Genomic DNA, 23,584 nt, shown 5'->3' with positions numbered 1-23,584 from the left:
GCGAGACGCCCAAGGCGCAATGGCCACCGTACGGATCATCAATCCGCAGGACGAACATGTTCAGGAGACCGTGATGAGTTATGTGCAACTGAGTGACAAACAAACCCTACGCGAACGTGCGCGACAGCACGTTGAAAATGGCGCAGTAACCGAAAGCTACACTGCCGACCGCGAAGTCATCATCAACCTGCTCAACGAAGCACTGGCGACAGAGCTGGTGTGCTACCTCCGCTACAAGCGCCACTACTACATGGCGACCGGCCTGAAATCGAGCGTCGCGGCGGACGAGTTTCTCGAACATGCCAACGAAGAGCAAGAACATGCCGACCGGCTAGCAGAGCGCATCGTGCAACTGGGCGGCGAACCCGACTTCAACCCCGACAGCCTGACCGAACGTGCCCACGCGCAATATGCTGAGGGCAACGGCCTTCGCGACATGGTGTTCGAGAACCTCGTGGCCGAGCGTATTGCCATCGATAGCTACCGAGAAATCGTTCAATACATCGGTGACAAGGACCCTACTACTCGCCGCATTTTTGAGGACATACTCGCCCAGGAAGAAGAGCACGCAGACGATATGGCCGGCCTCCTTGACGGCATGAACTGAGCCATCCCAGGGCACAACACTGGCGCGCAAAAAAAAAGGCCACCCGAAGGTGGCCTCATAAAAGGAAGGAGAGTGTTGCTCAGCCGGCGGCTGCCGGGCGCATGTAGGAGATCGGTGCGGTCTGGGAATCATCGAATGTCACCATTTCCCACGCGTCTTTCTGGTCCATCAGAGTGCGCAGCAAGCGGTTGTTCAATGCATGTCCGGATTTAAAGCCGCGGAATTCGCCGATCAGACTAGTCCCCAATAGATAGAGATCACCAATCGCATCGAGAATCTTGTGTTTGACGAATTCGTCCTCGTAACGCAGGCCGTCTTCGTTAAGCACATGATCTTCATCGACCACAATTGCGTTTTCCACGCTGCCGCCCAGTGCCAGATTGTGCGAGCGGAGGAACTCGATGTCGCGCATGAACCCGAAGGTCCGGGCCCGGCTCACTTCCTTGACGAAAGAAGTGCTCGAGAAGTCCACGCTGGCGGTCTGGGTACGACCGCGGAAAACCGGGTGGTCGAAGTCGATCTCAAAACTCACCTTGAAGCCTTCAAACGGGAGGAACGTGGCGCGCTTGTCGCCGTCTTCCACCGTGACTTCGCGGATGATGCGAATGAATTTCTTAGGGGCGTCCTGCTCCTGCAGTCCAGCTGATTGAATCAAGAACACAAAGGGGCCAGCGCTACCGTCCATGATGGGCACTTCCGAGGCGGAAAGCTCAACATAGGCGTTATCGATCCCAAGCCCGGCCATGGCCGAAAGCAGATGCTCCACCGTGTCGACCTTGACGTCTCCGCTGACGAGCGTCGTCGACATGGTGGTCTCGCCGACATTTTCGGCCCGGGCAGCGATCTCCACAGGCGGATTGAGGTCGGTGCGACAGAACACGATACCCGTGTCCACCGGTGCCGGCTTTAGAGTGAGGTAAACCTTCTCCCCCGAATGCAGGCCGACGCCAGTGGCGCGAATGATGTTCTTCAGTGTGCGTTGTCTGATCATGGCTTGATTTCGCTATTGCGCTGTTGCGAATGGTTTCCAACAAATGCGGCGATCATAGCAGAACCCCTCTTTGCTGAATACCAATCGATCCGATTGACCTGATAAACAGTATCAATCGGCCTGGCGGCGCAAGAACGCTGGAATGTCCAGGTAATCCAGATCCTCTTGAGGGTTCATTTTCGCTGCAGTGGCTGCAGCATGGGCTTGATTGCGCATGACCGTCGGGCGATCCAGGTCGCGGTAGTTGACTGCTGACTGCTCCTGCCGAGCTACGGGAGCGGCCTGCGGTGCCACAGCTGCGGTTTGCAGCGTGTTGTCTACGACTTTGACAGGCTTTTCGCTACGCGGCCCAAGGCCGGTTGCGACGACGGTAACGTGCAGTTCGTCGAGCATATCTGGATCGATCACAGCGCCAACCTTGACGGTCGCTTCATCAGAAGCAAACGCCTCGATGATTTCGCCCACCGCAGCGTATTCGCCCAGCGACAGATCCAGACCCGCGGTGATGTTGACCAGGATGCCACGAGCGCCCTGCAGGTTGACGTCTTCGAGCAGCGGGTTGCGGATCGCTGCCTCGGTGGCTTCCCGCGCACGGTTCGGGCCGGTGGAACAACCGGTACCCATCATTGCCATGCCCATCTCGCCCATCACGGTCTTGACGTCAGCGAAGTCGACGTTCATCAGGCCGGGACGCTGCATGATGTCGGAGATGCCGCGCACGGCGCCGGTCAGGACGTCGTCGGCCTTGGCGAACGCAGCCAGCAGGCTGGCATCCTTGCCGAGAATGGTCAGCAGCTTCTCGTTGGGGATGGTAATTAGCGAATCGACGCACTCGGACAGCTGACGAATGCCCTCTTCAGCGACCTGCATACGACGACGACCTTCGAACGGGAACGGACGTGTCACCACTGCTACGGTCAGGATGCCCATTTCCTTCGCTACGGATGCGATGACTGGGGCGGCGCCCGTACCGGTGCCGCCGCCCATGCCAGTGGTGATGAACACCATGTCAGCACCCTGCAGGACCTCGGCGATGCGCTCGCGGTCGTCCATTGCGGCCTGGCGACCGATGTCCGGGTTGGTACCAGCACCAAGTCCTTTGGTGATGGTCGAGCCCAGTTGCAATACGGTGCGCGCTTCGATTTTCTTCAGTGCCTGAGCGTCGGTGTTGGCGCAGATGAATTCCACACCTTCGACGTTGTTACGCACCATGTGGTTGACGGCATTGCCGCCTCCGCCGCCAACGCCGATGACCTTGATCACTGCATTTTGCGGGGTATGGTCTACGAGTTCGAACATTTCCCTCTCTCCTCCAGCTTTCTAGTTTTGGTACTGCCGCTTTGCTCAGAAATTGCCCTGGATCCAGCTTTTCAAGCGGTCCACGACAGATGTTTTGGGTTCATCGGCGAACGGGCCGTGACCGGACATGGGGATGCCATCGGCCTGCTTGCGCAGCCCGTAGAGCAACAGGCCCACGCCTGTTGAATAAATAGGATTGCGGACGACGTCGGTCAGTCCTTCGAAACTGTGGGGGATGCCCAGGCGTACCGGCATGTGGAAGATTTCCTCTGCCAGCTCCACCGCACCCTCCATCTTGGCGGTTCCGCCCGTTAGCACGATGCCGGCCGGGACCAGATCCTCGTATCCGCTGCGCCGGAGTTCGGCCTGGATCAGCGTGAACAGCTCGTCATAGCGCGGTTCCACGACTTCGGCCAGGGCCTGTCTCGAGAGTTCCCGCGGCGGGCGGTCGCCGACACTCGGTACCTTGATCGTTTCGCCAGGGCCGGCCAACTTGGCCAGCGCGCAGGCATAGCGAATCTTTATTTCCTCGGCGTACTGGGTCGGCGTGCGCAGCGCCATGGCGATGTCATTGGTGACCTGATCGCCGGCAATTGGGATCACTGCCGTGTGGCGAATGGCACCTTCGGTAAAGATACAGATATCGGTCGTGCCACCCCCGATGTCGACCAGACAGACGCCCAACTCCTTCTCATCATCGGTCAGCACGGCGTGGGCGGATGCGAGTTGCTCGAGGATGATGTCGTCTACCTCAAGGCCGCAACGGCGTACGCATTTTTCGATGTTTTGCGCAGCGTTCACTGCACAGGTGACTACGTGCACCTTGGCTTCCAGGCGCACACCCGACATACCCAGAGGTTCGCGAACGCCCTCCTGGTTATCGATTACATAATCCTGGGGCAGCGTGTGCAGCACGCGCTGGTCCGCTGGAATCGCAACAGCTTGCGCGGCGTCGAGCACGCGCTCGAGATCGGCATTGCTGACTTCCCGGTCGCGGATGGCGACGATGCCGTGAGAGTTCAGGCTGCGTATGTGGTTGCCGGCGAGGCCGACGAAGGCCGAGTGGATACGGCATCCGGCCATCAGCTGCGCCTCTTCCACGGCGCGCTGAATCGATTGCACGGTCGACTCGATATTCACCACTACGCCTTTCTTCAAGCCGCGCGACGGATGAGTGCCGATTCCGACGATCTCCAGTTCGCCATTCGCCGTGACCTCGCCGACCAGCGCTACCACTTTGGAGGTGCCGATATCCAGACCGACGATCATCTTGCCGCTTTGCACGCTAGACATGTGTTTCATTCCTCAATTCTTCGCAACGACGGCTTCGTCCGCCGTGGTCGGGCTCGCCTCGTGCCATGCCACGGCCAGGCCGTTGGCGTAGCGGAGATCGATCCGCGCAATTTTGTCGTTCTGCTGGGCCAGCTCCTGCTGGTAGATCGCGATGAAGCGACGCATCTTTTCGATGACCTGATCCCTGCCGAGCAGCAGTTCAATGCCCTGCTTGGTGGTCAGAAACCAGCTGCCTCGCGCTCGCAATTCGAGGCGTGCAATGGAGAAGCCGAGCGGTCGCAGCATCTGGCTGAGCATCTGGTATTGCTGCATGACCCGCTGCTGGGCCCGCTTCGGACCATACAATTGCGGCAGGTGTTCATATTTAGTCGGGTCATTCGGCGCAAAAGCCTGCCCGTTGTTGTTCAGCAGCGCCTCGTCGCCCCAGCGAGCGATGGGCAACTGCTCTTCAAGGCGTACGGTCACTTGATCCGGCCAGACCCGACGGACCTCGACGCTGGCGATCCATGGCATCTGCTCAAGGTCGTGACGCAGGCCATCGAGGTCAACCTCGAAGAAGCTGGCCTCGACGAACGGAGCCATACGCGCCTGAACGGCCTGTTGATCGACGTAGGTCAAGTCGCCTCGCACGCTGACCTTGCTGATCGGGCGATCCGCATAGGGCGCCAAATGCTGTGTTAGCTCATAAAGCCCAACCGCCAATGCGACCAGCATCACCGGCCACAGGACTCGCTTGAATGCACTCAGGCTCGGCCGGGGCAAACGCGCCGACAGCGGCTCGCGAGCTACCAGCCGGCTGGCACCACGAGGTGCTGGCTTGCGGGTACCCCGGCCAGAAGCAGGCTGTGAATGGCGCAGCGTGGCGATCATCGTTTACTCCCCCACCATGCCGGCGTCGAGAATAGCCAGTACCAGCTGCTGGAAATCCAGCCCCGCAGCGCGCGCAGCCATCGGTACCAGGCTGTGGTCGGTCATGCCGGGTACGGTGTTGACTTCCAGTAGCCAAAAGGCGCCTTCACTGTCCTGCATCACGTCCACACGGGCCCATCCCTGCACGCCAACCGCCTCGCAGGCACGCGCAGACAGGTCCTTCAGCTCCTGTTCCTTGGCTGCATCCAGCCCGCAGGGAATGCGGTACTGGGTATCATTGGCCACGTACTTGGCGTCGTAGTCGTAGAAAGTGTGCGGTGTACCGAGGCCTATAGGAGGCAGCACGCTTCCGCGCAACGTGGCGATGGTGTACTCCGGCCCCTGGATCCATTGCTCGACCAGCACCTGTGAGTCGTAGGCGCTGGCGGCCCGCCAGGCGGCGATCAGATCGGCGATGCCGCCAACCTTCGCCATGCCGATGCTCGAACCTTCATGGGCGGGCTTGACGATCAATGGGAAACCCAGCGCCTGAGCCGCCGCGTGACAATCTGCCTCGCTAGCCAGTACAGCGTGACGCGGCGTCGGCAGCCCCAGGCTTTGCCAGACCTGCTTTGTCCGCAGCTTGTCCATGGCCAGCGCTGACGCGAGAATGCCGCTGCCGGTATACGGGATCCCGGCGCACTCGAGCAGCCCCTGCATGCTTCCGTCTTCGCCGCCACGCCCATGCAGCACGATAAAGGCCCGATCGATGTGCTCGCTGTTCAACCGCTGCAGCAAGTCGTCACCGACGTCGATGCCAAAGGCGTCCACACCGGCGGCCTGCAACGCCGTCAACACCGCCGCGCCGGACTTGAGCGACACCTCGCGCTCGGCACTCTTGCCGCCGTAGAGAACTGCAACCCGGCCAAAGGCCCCGGGTTTACGCGTCGATTGCAGGGTTGTCATTGGCTTTTCCTCGCGGCGCTCAGCTGCGCCGCAAACACAGGACTCTTGATCAGCTGCGGGGCCAGGCCGCCGATGTCGCCAGCGCCCTGACACAGGAGGATGTCGCCCGCGCGCAGCAACGGCTTGACCAATGGCGCGAGGTCGCCCCCACGCTCGATGTAGATGGGGTCCAACTGCCCGCGCTGGCGGATGCTGTGGCACAGGTGACGGCTATCGGCGCCCGGAATGGGCTCTTCGCCGGCCGGGTATACCTCCATCAACAGCAGCACGTTGGCGTCGGCAAGGACCTGAACGAAATCGTCGTATAGGTCGCGGGTGCGGCTGAAGCGGTGGGGCTGGTAGACCATCACCAGGCGCCGCTCCGGCCAGCCGCCACGTACGGCCTGGATCACCGCGGCGACTTCGCGAGGATGATGGCCGTAATCGTCTACGAGCATCACGCTACCGCCATCCACCGGCAGCTCACCGTAAACCTGGAATCGGCGCCCGACACCGGCGAACCCGGAAAGACCCTGGACGATCGCTTCGTCATCAATGCCTTCATCGGTGGCGATGGCGATGGTCGCCAAAGCGTTGAGCACGTTGTGGTTACCCGGCATGTTCACCGAGACGTCGAGCGGATCGAAGCCGTCGCGCAGCACGGTGAAATACGTCCGCATCCCTTCCTGACGCACATTGATGGCGCGCACGTCGGCGTCATCGCTGACGCCGTAGGTGGTGATCGGCCGGCCGACCTGCGGGATGATCTCCCGCACGACCGGGTCGTCGACGCAAAGCACCGCCAGGCCATAGAACGGCAAATTGTGAAGAAACTCGACGAAGGTCTTTTTCAGCTTGCCGAAGTCGCCGCCATAGGTGCTCATGTGGTCGGCGTCAATATTGGTCACCACGGCGACCATCGGCTGCAGATGGAGGAAACTGGCGTCGCTCTCGTCGGCCTCGGCGATCAGGTAGCGGCTGGTACCCAGCTGCGCATTGGTGCCGGCTGCGGTCAAGCGGCCACCGATGACGAAGGTCGGGTCCAGGCCGCCGGCGGCGAAGACCGACGCCAGCAGGCTGGTCGTCGTGGTCTTGCCGTGGGTACCGGCGACAGCGATTCCGTGACGGTAGCGCATCAGTTCGGCCAGCATTTCGGCACGCGGCACGACTGGGATGCGCTGCTCCAGCGCAAACGCGACCTCTGGGTTGGCCTGGTTGATCGCGCTGGAAACGACCAGGACATCAGCGCCGGCCACGTTACCGGCCTCGTGACCGATGAAAATATGGGCGCCGAAATTCTGCAGGCGCTCCGTGCTCGCCGAGCTCTTCAAATCCGAACCGGAGACGTCATAGCCGAGGTTCAGCAGCACTTCGGCAATACCGCACATGCCAACGCCGCCGACCCCGACGAAATGAATGCGGCGAATCCGGCGCATGCGCCGCACTTCAGCCTTGACCGCCGCTGGCGATTTAGCCATGAGCCACCTCCAGGCAAATATCGACGACGCTACGGGTGGCGTCGGGGCGGGCCAGCCGACGCGCCGTGGCGCCCATGGCCTTGAGTTTTTCCGGCTGCATCATTACCTCGGTCAGCTGAGCCGCCATGGCAGTGGCGTCAGTCGTAGCTTGTGGCAGAAGAACGGCAGCGCCCTCCTTCGCCAGGTATTCGGCGTTGCGGGTCTGGTGGTCGTCGATTGCGTGCGGCAGCGGCACCAGGAACGAGGGCAGCCCAGCGGCGGCCAGTTCGCACACGGTCAGCGCGCCTGCACGACAAACGACCAGGTCGGCCCAGGCGTAGGCTTGCGCCATGTCCTTGATGAAGGGCGCCACCTCGGCCTCGACGCCTGCTTCTGCGTAGCGTTCACGAGTCAGGTCAGCGTGCTGCTTGCCGGCTTGGTGGAAAACCTCGGGGCGTACATCGGAGCTCACCCGACCCAAGGCTTCGGGGAGTAGTTTGTTCAGAGGCTCGGCGCCCAGGCTGCCGCCCAGGACGAGCAACCGCGGCCGGCGGCCGACCAGCGTTTGGCGCGGGGTCTCGAGAAACAGCTCGCGCCGAACCGGATTGCCCGTGGTACGGCGCTTGCTGCCTGCCGTGAAGGTGTCTGGGAAGGCTTCGCAGATACGCTGCGCGAAGGGGACCAAGCTGCGGTTCGCGGTCCCGGCCACGGCGTTCTGCTCATGGATGACCAGCGGCACACCGGCGAGCTTCGCAGCCAGCCCGCCAGGGCCGGTCACGTAGCCACCCAGTCCTAGCACGCAAACCGGATTGAGCTCACGCATCACGCGGCGTGCCTGCCACAGCGAACGCAGTAGTTGAAAAGGTGCCTTCAGCAATGAGCTGAGACCTTTGCCGCGCAGTCCGCTTACCTGGATCAAGTGCAGTGGCAATCCAGCAGCCGGCACGACCTCATTTTCAATGCCCCGAGGCGTACCGAGCCAGTGCACATGATATCCGCGGCTTTGAAACTCGTAGGCGCAGGCAAGAGCCGGGAACACGTGGCCACCGGTGCCGCCTGCCATGATCAGGACATTACCGGCCATGAGCGACCTCCTTGCCCTTGGCCTTCGGCGCCTCGTCGAAGTCGTCTTCGCTGAACTCGACGTCTTCGCTGCCCAGCACGGTGCGGCTCTCCCATTCGATCCGCAGCAGCAGCGCCATACTGGCGCACGTGACGACCAGCGAACTGCCGCCGTAGCTGAGGAACGGCAGCGTCAGTCCCTTGGTCGGCAGCAAGCCGACGTTAACCCCGACATTGATCAAGAACTGGCCAAGCCAGAGGAACGCCAGGCCCCATGCGACATAAGCTGCGAAGAATTGGCGCGCCCGCTCCGCTGCCAGGCCGATATATAAGGCCCGAACGCCAACGAAGGCGAACAGCAGGATAGTCAGCAGGGCGCCGGCCATGCCCAGTTCTTCGGCCAGGACCGAGAACACGAAGTCGGTATGCGCCTCAGGCAGGTAGAACTGTTTCTGTACGCTGTTGCCGAGGCCCAGACCCAACCACTCGCCGCGGCCGAAGGCGATCAGCGCCTGGGTCAGCTGGTAACCCGCACCGTATTGATCGGCCCAAGGGTCGGTAAAGGTGATCAGCCGTTGTAGGCGGTATTCCTGCGTTTGCACCAGCACGAACACCGCGCCGACGGCAAGGACGACCAGCAGACTGAAGCGAATCAACCCGACGCCGCCCAGAAAGAGCATCGCAACCGCCGAACCCATCATTACCACCGTGGCGCCGAAGTCGGGCTCAAGCAGCAACAACAGCGCCATCGGCAGCAGTACGAGAAACGGCTTGAGGAAGCCCCAGAAACTTTCCCGCACTTCGTGTTGGCGGCGCACCAGATAGCCGGCGAGGTACACCACGACGAACAGCTTAGCCAGTTCCGACGGTTGTACGTTAAAGACGCCGAAGCCGATCCAGCGCATGGACCCGTTGACCTCGCGGCCGATGCCCGGCACCAGTACAAGGATCAACAAGGCGAACGCGGCCAGCAGAAGCATCCAGTCCAGCCGCTGCCACGCCGACACCGGCACCAGCAGAACGCCCGCGGCCGCCACCAGCCCCAACAGGACATATATAAGGTGGCGAATGGTGTAGTACATCGAGCTGCCTGCGTTCACCGCAGCCACTTCCGATGATGCGGAGGTGATCATCACCAGCCCGAGCCCCAGCAGGGCCAGACAACCAGCCAGCATCGGGAAATCGAGGTCGATGCCACGACGACTGAGCAGGGGCGACGGTGCACCACGCAGGAAAGCGAGCATCAGCTGAGCGCCCCCACCGCAGCGGCGAACTGGCGTCCGCGATCTTCGAAGTTGGCGAACATGTCGAGGCTGGCGCACGCCGGCGAAAGCAATACCGAATCTCCATACTGGGCCAGCTTCGCAGCCATCTGCACTGCCTGCTGCATGGTTTCGGCGCGATGAATCGGCGCCGCCCCATCCAGAGCAGCCGCGAGGAGCTCGGCGTCACGCCCGAGCAATACGACGTCTCGGCAATAGCGAGCGACGGGGCTGTGCAGCGCACTGAAGTCGGCGCCCTTACCGTCACCACCGGCGATCAGAACCAGACGACCTTCAATATCGCTGCCCAATCCATCGATGGCAGCCAACGCAGCACCGACGTTGGTCGCCTTCGAGTCATCGTAGAAACTCACGCCCTTGCGCTCACTAACCCACTGGCAGCGATGCGGCAGGCCGGTGAACTGGCGCAACACATCAAGCATCGGAGCGAACGGCAACCCAACGGCATGCCCGATGGCCAGCGCGGCCAAGGCGTTGGACTGGTTATGCGCGCCCCGCATACGCAACTGGCTGGCCGGCATCAATGGGTCGAACTGGAACGCCAAAAACTTTTCGCCATTTTCCTCGAAAAGCCCGAAGCCCTTGAAATCCGGCTTGCCCAGGCCGAATGACCAAGCGGGCAAGTCTTCGGCAACCAGTGGCCGGCTGAGCCGATCGTCGCGATTGATCACGACCTGGCGCGCGCCACGGAAGATCCTGTGCTTGGCCTGGTGGTAGGCAGGCAAACCGTCGTAGCGATCCATGTGGTCTTCGCTGATATTGAGGCAGGTCGCGACCTCGGCATTCAGCTGGTCGGTAGTTTCCAACTGGAAGCTGGAGAGCTCTAGCACATAGAGCTCGACCTCATCGTCGAGCAGGTCGAGCGCCGGCATGCCGAGATTGCCTCCCACCGCCACCTTGCGCCCGGCAGCAATAGCCATCTCGCCAACCAGCGTGGTCACGGTGCTCTTGGCGTTGGAACCGGTGATCGCCACGATTGGCGCCTTCGCCTCCCGCGCGAACAGCTCAATGTCCCCGACCAGCTTCACGCCTTGCGCGGCCGCGGCCTGTAGCGCCGGCGTGCTGACCGGCAGGCCTGGGCTGACGATCAACTCACTGGCCCGGCAGAGAAAATCGGAATCCAGCGCGCCGCAGCGCACCTCAACGTTCGGGTACTGCGAGGTCAGGGTAGCCAGCTCAGGCGGATTTTCCCGCGTATCGACCACGGCGAACGGCAACCCGCGGCGCGCCAGGTGGCGAACCACGGACATGCCGCTCTTGCCGAGGCCGACAACGATGCGGAATTGATCGGAGGCGATGAGCACTCTCGGTTACCTCAACTTCAACGTGGCAAGGCCGACCAGCACCAGAATCACGGTGATGATCCAGAAGCGCACAATCACGCGCGGCTCGGGCCAGCCTTTGAGTTCGAAATGGTGATGGATCGGCGCCATGCGAAACACGCGCTTGCCGGTCAACTTGAACGATGCGACCTGCACGATCACCGACAGCGTTTCCATGACGAACACGCCGCCCATGATGAACAGCACCACTTCCTGGCGGACGATGACCGCGATGGTGCCCAGAGCTGCGCCGAGCGCCAGCGCACCGACGTCACCCATGAAGACCTGAGCGGGGTAGGTGTTGAACCAAAGAAAGCCGAGGCCAGCGCCGATCAGTGCGCCGCAGAATACGATCAACTCTCCGGAGCCCGGCACGCTTGGAATCAACAGGTACTCTGCAAAATTTACGTTGCCGGACAGGTAACAGAAGATGCCCAGCCCGCCGCCAACCATTACCGTTGGCATGATCGCCAGGCCATCGAGACCATCGGTAAGGTTCACCGCGTTGCTCGAGCCAACGATCACAAAGTAGGTCAGCACGACGAAGCCGATCCCCAACGGGACTTCGATGTCTTTGATCAGAGGAAGGATCAGGGTGGTTTCGACCGGCGATTGGGCAGTCGCGTAGAGGAAGATTGCCGCGCCCAGGCCAAACACCGACTGCCAAAAATACTTCCAGCGGCTCGGCAGGCCACGCGAATTCTTCTCGATCACCTTGCGGTAGTCGTCCACCCAGCCGATCGCACCAAACAGCAGCGTTACGATCAATACCACCCACACATAGCGGTTGGTCAGATCGGCCCAAAGCAGTGTGCTGATGGCGATGGCGCTGAGAATAAGCGCGCCCCCCATAGTGGGGGTCCCCGACTTGGAGAGGTGCGATTGCGGCCCGTCGTTCCGCACGGCTTGGCCGATTTGCCGCAACTGCAGCGTGCGAATGAGCCAAGGCCCCATCCACAGCGAAAGCACCAGCGCACTGAGCACGCCCAGAATGCCGCGCAGGGTCAAGTACTGAAAGACCGAGAAGCCCTTATGGAACTGTTGCAAGTACTCGGCGAGCAGCAGCAGCATCAATGTTTCTCCATGGCGGGGAGCGACAGCGCGGCGACGACCTTGTCCATCGCGGCGCTCCGTGATCCCTTGATCAAAAGGGTCGTGCCGTTGCCCTGCTCGAGCCTCAACACATCGATCAGGCTCTGCTGATCCTGGAAATGACGGGCACCCGAGCCGAACGCGTCGACGGCATGCTGCATCAACGGCCCGACCGCCAGTAACGCATCGACCTTGCCGACGGCGTATTGACCGACCTCGGCGTGCCCCTGCTCGGCCCATTCGCCCAGCTCGCCCATGTCGCCGAGCACCAGCACCTTGCGACCGGCGAATCCGTTCAAGACGTCGATTGCAGCGCAGATGGACGCCGGATTAGCGTTATAGGTGTCATCGATCAGGCGCACGCCATTACCGAGCATCTGCGCGACGCCACGCCCCTTGACCGGCTGGAGACGTTCCAGCCCGGCGACAATGTGATCCGAAGACACACCCAGCGCATGCGCTGCAGCCGCCGCGGCCAGGGCATTGGCCACGTTGTGCCGCCCGAGCAGGTTGAGCTGCACCCGTGCGGACCCGCCCAGGCCGTTGAGCACGAAATTGGGGCAGCCGCGTTGGTCGTAGGCAATCGAGGCGGGATGGAAGTCGGCGATTGGACTCTGCATCGCAAAGCTGACGATGCGCCTGTTGCCAGCCCGGGCCTGCCAAGTGGGATACGCCTTGTCGTCGCGATTGAGTACGGCAACGCCGGTATCCGACAGTCCATCAAGGATTTCGCCCTTGGCTTCGACGATTTTCTCCGGCCCGCCAAATTCACCGACGTGCGCGGTACCGGCGTTGGTAATCAGGCTGACGTCCGGCCGGGTCAGGTTCACGGTGTAAGCGATTTCACCGACGCGTGAGGCGCCCAGCTCGATAACGGCAGCACGGTGCCCGGGACCCAGTTCCAGCAGCGTGAGTGGAGCACCCAAGTCATTATTCAAGTTGCCGCGGGTGGCTAGCACGGCCTCGTCGCCATAGGCGGCCCGCAGAATGCTGGCAAGCAACTCCTTGACGCTGGTCTTGCCGCTGGAGCCGGTAATGGCTGCGACCGGCCCCTGGAAAGCGCTGCGGTTCAACGCGCCCAACTGACCGAGCGCGATTCGGCTGTCCGGGACCACCAGTTGCGGCAGGTCTACCTCAGCAACATGGCGCTCGACCACGGCAGCGACTGCTCCCCTGGCGGCGACATCGGCCAGATACGCATGGCCGTCGAACCGCGGCCCGACCAACGCGATGAAGAGTTGGCCTGGGCCAATCGAACGGCTATCAGTCGCCACCGCATCGAACGAAACGTCTGTTCCAATAAGGCTGCCGGAGAGCGTGCTGGCAATAGCGTTCAGATGGATAGGTTCAAGCATTGGCGTCCCTCCAGGCGGCCAACGCAACGTTGGCCTGCTCGAGATCCGAGAACGGCAGGCGCTCTCCCTTGATTTCCTGATAATCCTCATGCCCCTTGCCGGCCAGCAGGACGACGTCATCGCGAGTGCTGGCACCGATGCATTCGGCAATCGCGTGTGCCCGCCCGGCGATAAAGCGGGTTTTTCCGGGCTCGGCAAAGCCCGCACGGATGTCGTCGAATATCCGCAGCGGCTCCTCGCCGCGAGGGTTGTCATCCGTCACAATCACATGGTCGGCCAACCGCTCGGCCACACTTGCCATCAACGCACGCTTGCCGCGGTCGCGGTCACCGCCACAGCCGAACAGGCACAACAGGCGGCCACGCGCATGTGGGCGCAATGCATCTAGGACCTTTTCCAACGCGTCGGGCGTGTGGGCATAGTCCACGACGACCAATGGCAGGTCGCCACCGCCCATGCGTTGCATCCGGCCTTCTGGACCGGCGAGCTGGGGCATCACCGCAAGGATTTCATCGAGGGGGTAATCCATACCCAGTAGCGCGCCGATCGCAGCCAGCACATTGCTGACGTTGAAGCGGCCAAGCAGGGTGCTGCGCAGCGAGCGCTCGCCTTGCGGCGTCACAAGACGGGCATGCAGACCATCGTCATCGAGCCGGGCATCCGCGCAGTAAAGGTAGGCGGAAGGATCCTCAAGGCTGTAGGTGATCAGGCGCGATTCAGCTTCTCTCGCCGCCAAGGCGCGACCGAAGGCATCGTCCAGATTGAGCACGCGGCAACGAAGCCCTGGCATCTCGAACAGCCGCGCCTTGGCCTGACCGTACGCCTCCATGGAGCCGTGATAGTCGAGATGGTCGCGCGACAGGTTCGTGAACACCGCGACGTCGAAAGCCAGAGCCGCCACCCGACCTTGCGACAAGCCGTGCGACGACACTTCCATCGCCGCCGCACGTGCGCCTTGTTTACGCAAGTTGGCCAAGGTGGCTTGCACGCCAATGGCGTCCGGCGTGGTATGCCGGCCAAGCGACAACTCGCCATGAAAGCCGGTCCCCAGCGTGCCGATGATGCCGCACCGTTCGCCGAGACGGTCGAGCGCCTGGGCAATCAGGAAAGACACCGTCGTTTTGCCGTTCGTCCCGGTCACGCCAGCCAAGTGCAGGCTGCGACTCGGCTCGCCATAGAAGCGCCCGGCGATCGCGGAAAGCTGCTCCGCCAGATGGTGTACCGGCACCAGCGTAGCGCCAACGGCACTCAGTTCACCGGCACCTTCAGCTTCGTAAGCGACGGCTGCTGCGCCCCGCTCGATAGCATCCCCGATATGCGCGCGACCGTCGTGCTGCAGGCCTGGCACGGCGAGGAAAAGATCGCCCGGCCGAACCTTGCGGCTATCGAGCGTCAACTCACGAATCAGCTCGGCGCCCTCGGCCTGCGGTAACAGTTGATTCAATGGCATCGGCATCAGCTACGCCCTCCCTTGCTCTTGAGGGCCTCGGCGGTTTGCACTTCCACGGGCGGCGCCAGGTTGTCAGGCGCGATATTCATCAAGCGCAGCGCGCGAGCCGCCACCTTGCCAAACACAGGGGCAGACACCAGGCCCCCGTAATAGCCGCCCTCGCTGGGCTCGTCGACCACGACCACGACGGCAATCCGCGGGTCGGTAACGGGCGCGACCCCGGCGAAGAACGCACGATAAGCATCCTTCGTATAGCCACCCGTGCCAGAAATCTTCTTCGCCGTCCCGCTCTTTCCGCCAACGTGGTAACTCGGCACCTTCGCACGCGCGCCGCCACCGCCATCTTCTTCGACGACCGCCTGCAGCATGCGCAGCACGGTCTTGGAGATTTCCTTGTCGATCACCTGCACGCCGTCCTGCGGCTGGTCGAGGCGCAACAGAGACAGCGGCACGTTCTTACCTTCATTACCCAGCATGGCGTAGGCATGGGCAAGCTGAACGGCCGTTACCGACAGGCCGTAGCCATAAGCGAGCGATGCCGTCTCGGCGTCCCGCCACTTGCGGTGGTTCGGCAGATTGCCGACACGTTCGCCAGGAAAGCCAAGGCCCGTGGACTGGCCGAAACCAGCCTGCTGCATGATGGCGTGAACGGGCTCGGGGCCGATGTCCAAAGCAATCTTGCTGATGCCGACGTTGCTCGACTTCATCAGGATGCCGGTCAGGTTCAGCATGCCGCCTCGCGACACGTCGCGGATGGTGTAGCGACCGATGCGCATCCAGCCCGGCAGCGTATTCACCACCGACTCGGGGTGGTACTTGCCCGTGCCCAAGGCAGCGGCAATGCTGAACGGCTTGACCGTCGAACCCGGTTCGAACACATCGATCAGCGCTCGGTTACGCATCGCGGCCGGCTGAAGATTGCGACGGTTGTTGGGGTTGTACGTCGGCTGGTTGGCCATGGCGAGGATTTCGCCAGTTTTAACGTCGACCATGACGAGGCTGGCCGCCTTCGCACCATGTTCCTGCATGACCTTGCGCAGCTCGCTGTGCGCCAGGTACTGCATGCGCAGGTCGATAGACAGCGCGAGTGCCTTGCCGGCCTTGGCGTTCTTCACTACTTGGACATCTTTGATCAGACGCCCGCGACGGTCCTTGAGGACCTGGCGCTTGCCCGGTACGCCAGCCAACCACTCGTCATAGGCCAGTTCCATCCCCTCGCGACCGTGATCGTCGATATCAGTGAAGCCCACCACGTGCGCGGCCACCTCGCCGGCTGGGTAAAACCGCCGAAATTCTTCCTGGGCATAGACACCCGGGATGTTCAAGTCGAGTACACGCTGGCCCTGTTCGGGCGTCAGGCCACGCACCAGGTAGGTGAACTCGCGCTCGGCCTGCTCAGTTAAGCGCTTGCGGAATGCGGCGGGGTCTTGCCCCAGAATCTTTGCCAGCTCGTCCCAGCGCGCTTGCGAAGCCTGAAGTTCGCGCGGATTGCCCCACAGCGTCGTGACCGGCGTGCTCACTGCCAGGGGTTCCCCGTGGCGATCCGTGATCAATCCACGATGCGCTGGTATTGGGATGTGGCGTACGCTGCGCGCATCACCCTGGCCCTGGAGGAAAGGCTGGTCGAATACCTGCAGATCCACGATTCGCCAGGCGAGCGCTCCCACCATCGCTACCAGCAGGCCGAGGACGATGCGAAAACGCCAGGGATAGAGCGCGCCGTCGAGCTTCATTGGCTCACCAGCCTGACGTCGGCCGCCTCGGGGATATGCATGTCCAGGCGTTCAGTTGCCAGCGTCTCGATACGGCTGTGCGCCGTCCAGGTGCTCTGCTCGAGAATCAGACGTCCCCACTCGGCCTGCGCTTTGTCACGGACACTAAGTTCACCGTAAAGCTCGTTGAGCAGCTGACGATTCCAGTGTGCGCTGTAGGCGACGGCGATCGCCGACAACAGGACGGCGATGAAGAGCACCAACATCAGCAGGCTGCCCTTGGGCATCGAACGCAACCGGCTCATCTGAGCTTCTCCGCGATGCGCATGACCGCGCTGCGAGCGCGCGGGTTGGCCTTGACCTCTTCGGTCGACGCATATTGCGGCTTGCCCAGCAACTTGAGGCGAGGCACGAACTTTTCGGGAATGATGGGAAGGTCGCGCGGCAGCGTATCGGCCTCGCCTTTGGCATGACGCCGCATGAACTGTTTGACGATGCGATCTTCCAGCGAATGGAAGCTGATCACCACCAGGCGACCGCCGACCTCAAGCGATTCCAGCGCAGCGCTCAGCCCGGCCTCGAGATCGCCCAGCTCGTTGTTGATGAAAATACGTAAGCCCTGGAACGCCCGAGTCGCCGGGTTCTTACCCTTCTCCCACGCCGGATTGGCGTCGGTCAGAACCTGGGCCAAATCGGCAGTGCGCTCGAAGGGTCGTTCAGTGCGCCGCAGGATGACCGCGCGAGCCATACGCTTGGCGAAACGCTCTTCGCCGTAGTCCTTGAATACGCGGGCTAGATCCTCTTCGGCTGCCGTGGCGATCCACTCGGCGGCACTGATGCCATGCGCCGGATCCATGCGCATGTCCAGCGGACCATCATTGAGGAAACTGAAACCGCGCTCGGGATCGTCCAATTGCGGAGAGGACACGCCCAGATCCAGCAACACCCCACTCAGCGTCCCAGCCCACCCGCGCTGTGCGAGTTCATCGCCCAGCTCAGCGAAACTTCTCTGCACAACGACAAAGCGGCCGTCTTCGGCCGCCAGTGCTTGCCCCGTCGAAATGGCCAACGGGTCCTTGTCGAAACCTAGCACCTGGCCATCAGGCCCGAGCTGCCGCAGCAGCAGCCGGCTATGCCCACCGCGCCCGAAGGTACCGTCCACGTAGCGCCCGTCGGCCCGCACGACGAGCGCCGCAATGGCTTCGTCGAGCAGCACGGTGACATGTTTATAGGCGCTGTTCTGGCTCACAGGATTAAATCACGCAGTTCTTCCGGCAATGCGCCGGGTTGTTTGATGGCCGCCAGGTCCGCATCGGCTTGTGCGTTCCAGTCGTCCTCGTTCCACAAGCTGAATTTGTTCAGCTGCCCCACCAACATGGCTCGCTTGTCCAGCGCTGCGTATTCACGCAGGCGAGGCGGCACGAGCACCCGGCCCGCCCCGTCCATCTCCAGATCCACGGCATTGCCGATCAACAGGCGCTGCAGCCGGCGGGTTTCTTCGCGCAACGACGGCAGCTCGCGCAGCTTGGCTTCGATCTGCTCCCACTCCGGCAACGGATAGATACAGAGGCAGCGATCGACTGCATCGATCGTGATGATGAGCTGGCCCTGGCAACGCGAAACGAGCTCGTCACGATACCGGCTGGGCATCGCTAGCCTGCCTTTGGCATCGAGACTGATTGCGTTAGCTCCGCGAAACACGGCTGCGCTTCCCCTGAAATTAGCTATCCATGCCCATAATTACCCACTTCATTCCACTTTCCACCACTCGTGCGCACTATAGAAACGCCTCAGCCCCACCGTCAAGGTGAGCCCGACGGGAAAAACCCTTATGTGGCGGGAATTTAGCTAGCGAAACGGCGATTAATGACGAAGTGGGAAGCGAATCCCAAGAGGAAGCTGCGCGGACGCAGGAAGATGCGTCACAAACTTAAAGTGGTTTGTGAAGTGCAAGAATTTTTCGGACTAAAAAGCCGGGGAAGAAGAAGGTCGGAGAGTCGATCTGTAAGCCGGGTTCTGTCGAGGACAGCCATTCCTCTACGGCAGCCATCACTGACTGCCTCTAGCAACCTACCCGGATCCAGCGCGGGCCACGCCAATGGATCCCTATTTGGTCTTGCTCCAGGCGGGGTTTACCTAGCCACGGACTGTTACCAGCCGTGCGGTGCGCTCTTACCGCACCTTTTCACCCTTACCGGCACCGAAGTGCTTAGGCGGTTATTTTCTGTGGCACTTTCCGTGGGCTCACGCCCCCCAGGCGTTACCTGGCGCCTTGCCCTATGGAGCCCGGACTTTCCTCCCTCCCTTCTTGCGGAACAAAAAGAGACAGCGACTGTCCGATCGACTCTCCGACGGGCAGGTTACTTGGCGAAAGCCCTAGCTGCAAGCGCAGATACGCCCGCGCGACCCAAGCACCAACCGGTTTGCATCAGGCGGCTTGGCGCGATTGCCGCTAGGGTCGCTCTTGCAATGCGAGCTGATACAGCAGGTTCTTACGGGCACCGGTGATCTCCGCTGCGACGGCGGCTGCGCGCTTGACAGGCAACTCCGCCAATAACAGCCGCAGGATGCGCCGAGCATTTTCATCCACCGCCTCCTCCCCCTGAGGTGCCTGCCAGCCCGCCACGACGACGACACACTCACCACGCTGCTGATTGGTATCGGCCTCGACCCAGGCGCGCAGTGCTTCGAGCGGCGCACCCTTGAGGGTCTCGAAGGTTTTTGTCAGTTCGCGCCCGAGCACGGCGGCTCTATCACCACCAAATACAGTTTCCATGTCTTTCAGGCTATCCAGAATCCGGTGCGGCGCCTCATAAAAGATCAGGGTACGCGGCTCCTCACGCAACAGTTCGAGCCGCGAACGCCGCCCCGCCTGCTTGGAGGGCAAGAACCCCTCGAAGATGAAGCGATCCGAAGGCAACCCCGCCGCACAAAGCGCAGCGACCAACGCGCAAGGGCCCGGCACCGGCACGACAGGAACACCCGCAGCTCGGGCCTGCTTGACCAAGTGATAGCCAGGGTCCGATATGAGTGGCGTACCGGCGTCCGATATCAGTGCAACGCTGTCGCCCGCCAACAGACGCTGAATAAAGCGCCCCCCCTCGTCACGCTCGTTGTGCTCATGACAAGCAGCCAGCGGCGTGCTGATACCGAAGTGCTGGATGAGCCTGGACGAATGCCGCGTATCCTCTGCCGCGATGAGCGCCACCTCGCTTAATACACGCAGCGCCCGCGCGCTGATGTCCTCCAGGTTGCCAATCGGCGTGGCGACCACGTAGAGCGTGCCGCAGGTGGAATTCACAGCATCTGTCGCAGTCACAGGGCTACCTCGATCTTACAAAATGCGCATTGTAGCCCGTTTGAGGGACGCGACATCGCCGCCCCGACAGGGCTTGGGTACAATTCCGCCACACACTGCCAGCGCTTCAGGATTCTCTACATGACGGCTCGCCTTCGCCCGCTTCTGTTCCTTTGCCTCGCTGCCCTGCTTTCAGCATGTGCCAGCTCCCCCTCATCGACATTGGGTGAGCTGCCACGCACACCACAGGCATCTACCCAGGAATTGCTGAAACAGGCTGACGCGAGCGATACCGCCGACGCAGCGCTGCTTCGTCTATCAGCAGCCGACAAGAGCATGCAGCAAGGTAACCTGACCCAGGCCAGGCAAATTCTCGAGCAGGTTCAGCTCGACCAACTCAAACCGGCGCAACAAGTCTTCGCCCTCACTTTAAGGTCAGAACTTGCATTGGATGCAAAAGAGCCGACCCAAGCGCTCGAAGCCTTCCAGCACCCTGCCTTCGAGCGACTGGCTGAATTACCGGTAGAGCAGCAGATTCGCACCCAGCTGGCACGCGCAGTTGCATTAGAAGCGAATGAACGGCCGCTCGACGCCGCCCGGGAGCGCACTTTCATTGCTCCCTTATTGAGCGGTGAACAGGCCAAACAGAACCATGAAGCAACTTGGTCGCTGGTCTCGAGCCTGCCTGCAGAAACGCTGCAGCCGAGCGCCGACCGAGACCTCGCTGGATGGCTGTCATTGGCTATGGCAGTCAAGCAAGCCGGCACGCTCGGCCAGCAGCAACGCGCCATAGACGCCTGGATCGCGCAACATCCCGAACATCCAGCCGCACGAGAACTGCCCGAGCCACTCGTAAAGCTACGTGAGCTGGCTGACAAACCACTGTCCCATGTCGCACTGCTGCTCCCGATGGACGGCTCGCTTGCAAACGTCGCCCGTGCATTACGCGACGGCTTTCTAGCCGCCCACCTCGACGCCGGGGATGACCTTCGCATCGAGCTGTTCGACAGCACGCGCATTGGTTCTCTAGACGAGTTCTACCGGCAGGCCAGCGCGGCAGGCGTAGAGCTGGTCGTCGGCCCGCTCGAAAAAGAAATGGTTCGCCAACTGGCTTCACGAGACACGCTGCCCATTACTACGCTGGCCCTCAACTACAGCGACGCCGATCAGAAAGCCCCGCCTCAGTTGTTCCAGTTCGGCCTCGCTGCCGAAGACGAAGCCCGTGAAGTAGCACGCCGCGCCTGGCAGGATGGGCATCGCCGAGCCGTGGCGCTCACGCCGCGCGGCGACTGGGGCAACCGTGTGCTCGATGCCTTCCGTGTGCAGTGGCTGGAACTGGGCGGCACCCTGGTTGCCGCCGAGCCGCTCGCCGAGCCGGTCGAACTGGCCAACCAGATTGCCGACCTGCTTCAGGTACGCAGCGCCAGTCGCACCCAGAACACCGGCGAAGCCACGCCGACGCGGCGGCAGGATGTCGACTTTCTTTTCCTTGCCGCTACGCCGCAGCAGGCTCAGCAGGTGAAACCCACGCTGATCTTCCAGTACGCGGGCGACCTGCCGGTATACGCGACCTCCCACCTCCACGCGGCGACGAACAACCGCAGCCAGTATCTCGACCTCGAAGGCATACGCTTCGCCGAAACGCCCTGGCTGCTTGATCCGCAACTCCCGCTGCGCCAGGACATCGAGCGCAAATGGCCGCAAGCGCAGGGCAGCCTTGGGCGCCTTTACGCAATGGGCGCAGACGCCTACCTGCTCGCGCCTCGCCTGAACCAGCTGCTGGCACTACCCGATACCGAGCTGGACGGGCTTTCCGGCAAACTGTCGCTCACCCAGGAACAACGCATCGAGCGCCACCTTCCATGGGCCGAGTTCCGTGGCGGCGAAGTTCAGCGCCTTCAGGACGACCGCTATTGACCACGACGGACAAGCAGCAACAAGGGCAGCAGGCCGAGGACGCCGCCAAACGCTACCTGGAACGACACGGCCTGCGCCTCGTGCAACGCAACTGGTCGTGCCGCAGCGGCGAGCTTGATCTGGTCATGCTCGATGGCGATACAGTAGTATTCGTCGAGGTTCGCTACAGACGCCACACTGCCTGGGGCGGCGCGCTGGAAAGCGTCGACTACCGCAAGCAGCAGAAGCTGGTCAAGGCAGCCCAACTTTTCCTGCAAAAGGAATCGCGGTGGGCCCGGCATCCCTGCCGCTTCGATGTGATTGCCATCGAAGCCGGCAGCAGCGCAGCATCACCCAACTGGATCCGCAACGCGTTCGATGGCTGAGCGCTGAACGCGGCATGCGGTCCCTTTTACGGCAAGGCCCGCGCCATGCCCGATACCGAAGGTGTGACATCGATGGACATGCAAACCCGTATACGCCAACTTTTCCAGGCGAGCATTGAAACCAAGCAGCAGGCCGCCGAGGTGCTGGCACCCAGCATCGAGCAAGCTGGTCAGGTGATGGTCAATACGTTGCTTAGCGAAGGCAAGATCCTGACATGCGGCAATGGTGGCTCCGCGGGCGACGCGCAGCACTTTTCTTCGGAGCTTTTGAACCGCTTCGAGCGTGAGCGCCCCAGCCTGCCGGCAATAGCGCTGACTACCGACACCTCAACGCTGACCTCCATCGCCAACGACTACAGCTACAACGAGGTGTTCTCCAAACAGATTCGCGCACTCGGCCAGCCGGGCGATGTACTGCTTGCGATTTCCACCAGCGGCAACTCCGCCAATGTTATCCAGGCAATCCAGGCCGCTCATGACCGAGAGATGATCGTCGTCGCACTGACCGGTCGCGATGGTGGTGGTATGGCGTCGCTGCTGCTACCGGAGGATGTTGAAATCCGAGTCTCGTCGAAGGTCACCGCCCGGATTCAGGAAGTTCATCTGCTCACCATCCACTGTCTGTGCGACTTGATCGACAATCAACTGTTTGGGAGTGAAGAATGAAAGCGACTCGACTGCATGCACTTACCCTGACGCTATGCCTGGTCGCTACAGGCTGCAGCTCGGTGTTGACAGCCGCCCGCGATGAGCCGATCAACGACGACCGTGGCACGCGGACCATTGGCAGCAAGATCGACGATTCCCTGATCGAGACCAAAGCGGCGGTTAATATCGCCAAGGCTCACCCAGACCTGGATAACGCCTCGCATATCGTCGTTGCGAGCTATAACGGGGTGGTGCTGCTTGCAGGACAAACGCCACGCGAAGAGCTCAAACAGACAGCCGAGCAGGCCGCGAGCTCCGTTCAGCGCGTCAAGCGCGTCCATAACGAACTCCAGGTCCTGAAGCCCTCATCGGCACTGGCACGCAGCAACGACTCTTGGCTGACGACGAAGATCAAGACGCAAATGCTTGCCGATGAAAGCGTGCCGGGTTCTCGTATCAAGGTAATTACCGAGAACGGCATCGTTTACTTGCTAGGCCTGGTTACTCGTCAGGAAGGCAACCGCGCAACAAGCCTCGTCCAGGGCGTGTCCGGCGTGCAGCGCATCGTCAAGCTGTTCGAATACATCGACTAACCACCACCGAAGGCTACGCGCTGCGTAGCCTTGCACCTTTATCGCC

At 61.9% G+C, this 23,584-nt stretch carries 22 protein-coding genes and 1 other RNA gene; 5 read left to right on the top strand and 18 right to left on the bottom strand.

Translation table 11 applies throughout. The annotated features are described in order from the left end of the window. The first annotated feature begins 73 nt into the window (after positions 1-73). Complete coding sequence (locus tag M1D78_RS04575; RefSeq protein WP_437422968.1) at positions 74-607, top strand: ferritin-like domain-containing protein; 534 nt, start codon at positions 74-76, stop codon at positions 605-607. A 79-nt stretch (positions 608-686) separates the two neighbouring features. Here the strand turns inward: M1D78_RS04575 and lpxC are convergent, their stop codons facing one another. The 18 genes from lpxC to rsmI form a co-directional block, all read right to left on the bottom strand. Beyond that, complete coding sequence (lpxC, locus tag M1D78_RS04570; RefSeq protein ID WP_437422967.1) at positions 687-1,598, bottom strand: UDP-3-O-acyl-N-acetylglucosamine deacetylase; 912 nt, start codon at positions 1,596-1,598, stop codon at positions 687-689. Between the two features lie 111 nt (positions 1,599-1,709). Further along, on the bottom strand, positions 1,710-2,897 hold the full coding sequence (gene ftsZ / locus M1D78_RS04565) for a cell division protein FtsZ (RefSeq protein WP_437422966.1): 1,188 nt from the start codon (positions 2,895-2,897) through the stop codon (positions 1,710-1,712). Positions 2,898-2,942: 45 nt separating this feature from the next. Further along, complete coding sequence (gene ftsA / locus M1D78_RS04560; RefSeq protein WP_437422965.1) at positions 2,943-4,190, bottom strand: cell division protein FtsA; 1,248 nt, start codon at positions 4,188-4,190, stop codon at positions 2,943-2,945. Positions 4,191-4,202: 12 nt separating this feature from the next. Next, positions 4,203-5,060 carry a cell division protein FtsQ/DivIB gene (locus M1D78_RS04555; protein ID WP_437422964.1) on the bottom strand — a complete coding sequence of 286 codons (858 nt, stop codon included), beginning with the start codon at positions 5,058-5,060 and terminating at the stop codon, positions 4,203-4,205. Between the two features lie 3 nt (positions 5,061-5,063). Then, positions 5,064-6,005, bottom strand: a complete 942-nt coding sequence (locus tag M1D78_RS04550) for a D-alanine--D-alanine ligase (protein ID WP_437422963.1) — start codon at positions 6,003-6,005, stop codon at positions 5,064-5,066. Beyond that, positions 6,002-7,462 carry a UDP-N-acetylmuramate--L-alanine ligase gene (murC, locus tag M1D78_RS04545; RefSeq protein ID WP_437422962.1) on the bottom strand — a complete coding sequence of 487 codons (1,461 nt, stop codon included), beginning with the start codon at positions 7,460-7,462 and terminating at the stop codon, positions 6,002-6,004. Before murC ends, M1D78_RS04550 begins: the two co-directional genes overlap by 4 nt. Then, complete coding sequence (gene murG, locus M1D78_RS04540) at positions 7,455-8,525, bottom strand: undecaprenyldiphospho-muramoylpentapeptide beta-N-acetylglucosaminyltransferase (protein ID WP_437422961.1); 1,071 nt, start codon at positions 8,523-8,525, stop codon at positions 7,455-7,457. The genes murC and murG overlap by 8 nt, the downstream gene beginning before the upstream one ends. Beyond that, entirely contained in the window at positions 8,515-9,747 is a 1,233-nt protein-coding gene (gene ftsW, locus M1D78_RS04535; RefSeq protein WP_437422960.1) for a putative lipid II flippase FtsW, read from the bottom strand. The genes murG and ftsW overlap by 11 nt, the downstream gene beginning before the upstream one ends. After that, on the bottom strand, positions 9,747-11,090 hold the full coding sequence (murD, locus tag M1D78_RS04530) for a UDP-N-acetylmuramoyl-L-alanine--D-glutamate ligase (RefSeq protein WP_437422959.1): 1,344 nt from the start codon (positions 11,088-11,090) through the stop codon (positions 9,747-9,749). The genes ftsW and murD overlap by 1 nt, the downstream gene beginning before the upstream one ends. Positions 11,091-11,096: 6 nt before the next feature. Next, the gene (mraY, locus tag M1D78_RS04525) at positions 11,097-12,179 is read right to left on the bottom strand and encodes a phospho-N-acetylmuramoyl-pentapeptide-transferase (RefSeq protein ID WP_437422958.1); all 1,083 of its coding nucleotides are present in this window, start codon (positions 12,177-12,179) and stop codon (positions 11,097-11,099) included. Further along, positions 12,179-13,555 carry a UDP-N-acetylmuramoyl-tripeptide--D-alanyl-D-alanine ligase gene (locus M1D78_RS04520; protein ID WP_437422957.1) on the bottom strand — a complete coding sequence of 459 codons (1,377 nt, stop codon included), beginning with the start codon at positions 13,553-13,555 and terminating at the stop codon, positions 12,179-12,181. Before M1D78_RS04520 ends, mraY begins: the two co-directional genes overlap by 1 nt. Beyond that, complete coding sequence (locus M1D78_RS04515; protein WP_437422956.1) at positions 13,548-15,011, bottom strand: UDP-N-acetylmuramoyl-L-alanyl-D-glutamate--2,6-diaminopimelate ligase; 1,464 nt, start codon at positions 15,009-15,011, stop codon at positions 13,548-13,550. The genes M1D78_RS04520 and M1D78_RS04515 overlap by 8 nt, the downstream gene beginning before the upstream one ends. Next, entirely contained in the window at positions 15,011-16,738 is a 1,728-nt protein-coding gene (locus M1D78_RS04510; protein ID WP_437422955.1) for a peptidoglycan D,D-transpeptidase FtsI family protein, read from the bottom strand. The genes M1D78_RS04515 and M1D78_RS04510 overlap by 1 nt, the downstream gene beginning before the upstream one ends. Continuing rightward, on the bottom strand, positions 16,735-17,022 hold the full coding sequence (ftsL, locus tag M1D78_RS04505) for a cell division protein FtsL (protein ID WP_437422954.1): 288 nt from the start codon (positions 17,020-17,022) through the stop codon (positions 16,735-16,737). The genes M1D78_RS04510 and ftsL overlap by 4 nt, the downstream gene beginning before the upstream one ends. Further along, positions 17,019-17,966 carry a 16S rRNA (cytosine(1402)-N(4))-methyltransferase RsmH gene (gene rsmH / locus M1D78_RS04500; protein WP_437422953.1) on the bottom strand — a complete coding sequence of 316 codons (948 nt, stop codon included), beginning with the start codon at positions 17,964-17,966 and terminating at the stop codon, positions 17,019-17,021. The genes ftsL and rsmH overlap by 4 nt, the downstream gene beginning before the upstream one ends. Then, a complete protein-coding gene (gene mraZ, locus M1D78_RS04495; protein WP_437422952.1) occupies positions 17,963-18,418 on the bottom strand; it encodes a division/cell wall cluster transcriptional repressor MraZ in 456 nt (151 codons plus the stop codon). Before mraZ ends, rsmH begins: the two co-directional genes overlap by 4 nt. A gap of 288 nt (positions 18,419-18,706) precedes the next feature. Next, positions 18,707-19,065, bottom strand: an RNA gene (rnpB, locus tag M1D78_RS04490) — RNase P RNA component class A. A gap of 104 nt (positions 19,066-19,169) precedes the next feature. Beyond that, entirely contained in the window at positions 19,170-20,018 is an 849-nt protein-coding gene (gene rsmI / locus M1D78_RS04485) for a 16S rRNA (cytidine(1402)-2'-O)-methyltransferase (protein ID WP_457933576.1), read from the bottom strand. A gap of 138 nt (positions 20,019-20,156) precedes the next feature. Here rsmI and M1D78_RS04480 point away from each other — a divergent pair, with 138 nt between their 5' ends. The 4 genes from M1D78_RS04480 (at position 20,157) to M1D78_RS04465 (ending at position 23,538) form a co-directional block, all read left to right on the top strand. Beyond that, positions 20,157-21,932, top strand: coding sequence for a penicillin-binding protein activator (locus tag M1D78_RS04480; RefSeq protein ID WP_437422950.1), 1,776 nt, complete (start codon positions 20,157-20,159; stop codon positions 21,930-21,932). After that, positions 21,878-22,297, top strand: coding sequence for a YraN family protein (locus M1D78_RS04475; protein ID WP_437422949.1), 420 nt, complete (start codon positions 21,878-21,880; stop codon positions 22,295-22,297). Before M1D78_RS04480 ends, M1D78_RS04475 begins: the two co-directional genes overlap by 55 nt. Before the next feature lie 72 nt (positions 22,298-22,369). After that, positions 22,370-22,963 carry a phosphoheptose isomerase gene (locus tag M1D78_RS04470; RefSeq protein ID WP_437422999.1) on the top strand — a complete coding sequence of 198 codons (594 nt, stop codon included), beginning with the start codon at positions 22,370-22,372 and terminating at the stop codon, positions 22,961-22,963. Next, positions 22,960-23,538, top strand: a complete 579-nt coding sequence (locus M1D78_RS04465; protein WP_437422948.1) for a BON domain-containing protein — start codon at positions 22,960-22,962, stop codon at positions 23,536-23,538. Before M1D78_RS04470 ends, M1D78_RS04465 begins: the two co-directional genes overlap by 4 nt. Positions 23,539-23,584: the final 46 nt, after the last annotated feature.

This window comes from Pseudomonas sp. SA195, assembly GCF_054131565.1.
The sequence above is the reverse complement of the archived record's forward strand: the minus strand, read 5'-3'. Positions and strand labels throughout refer to the sequence as shown.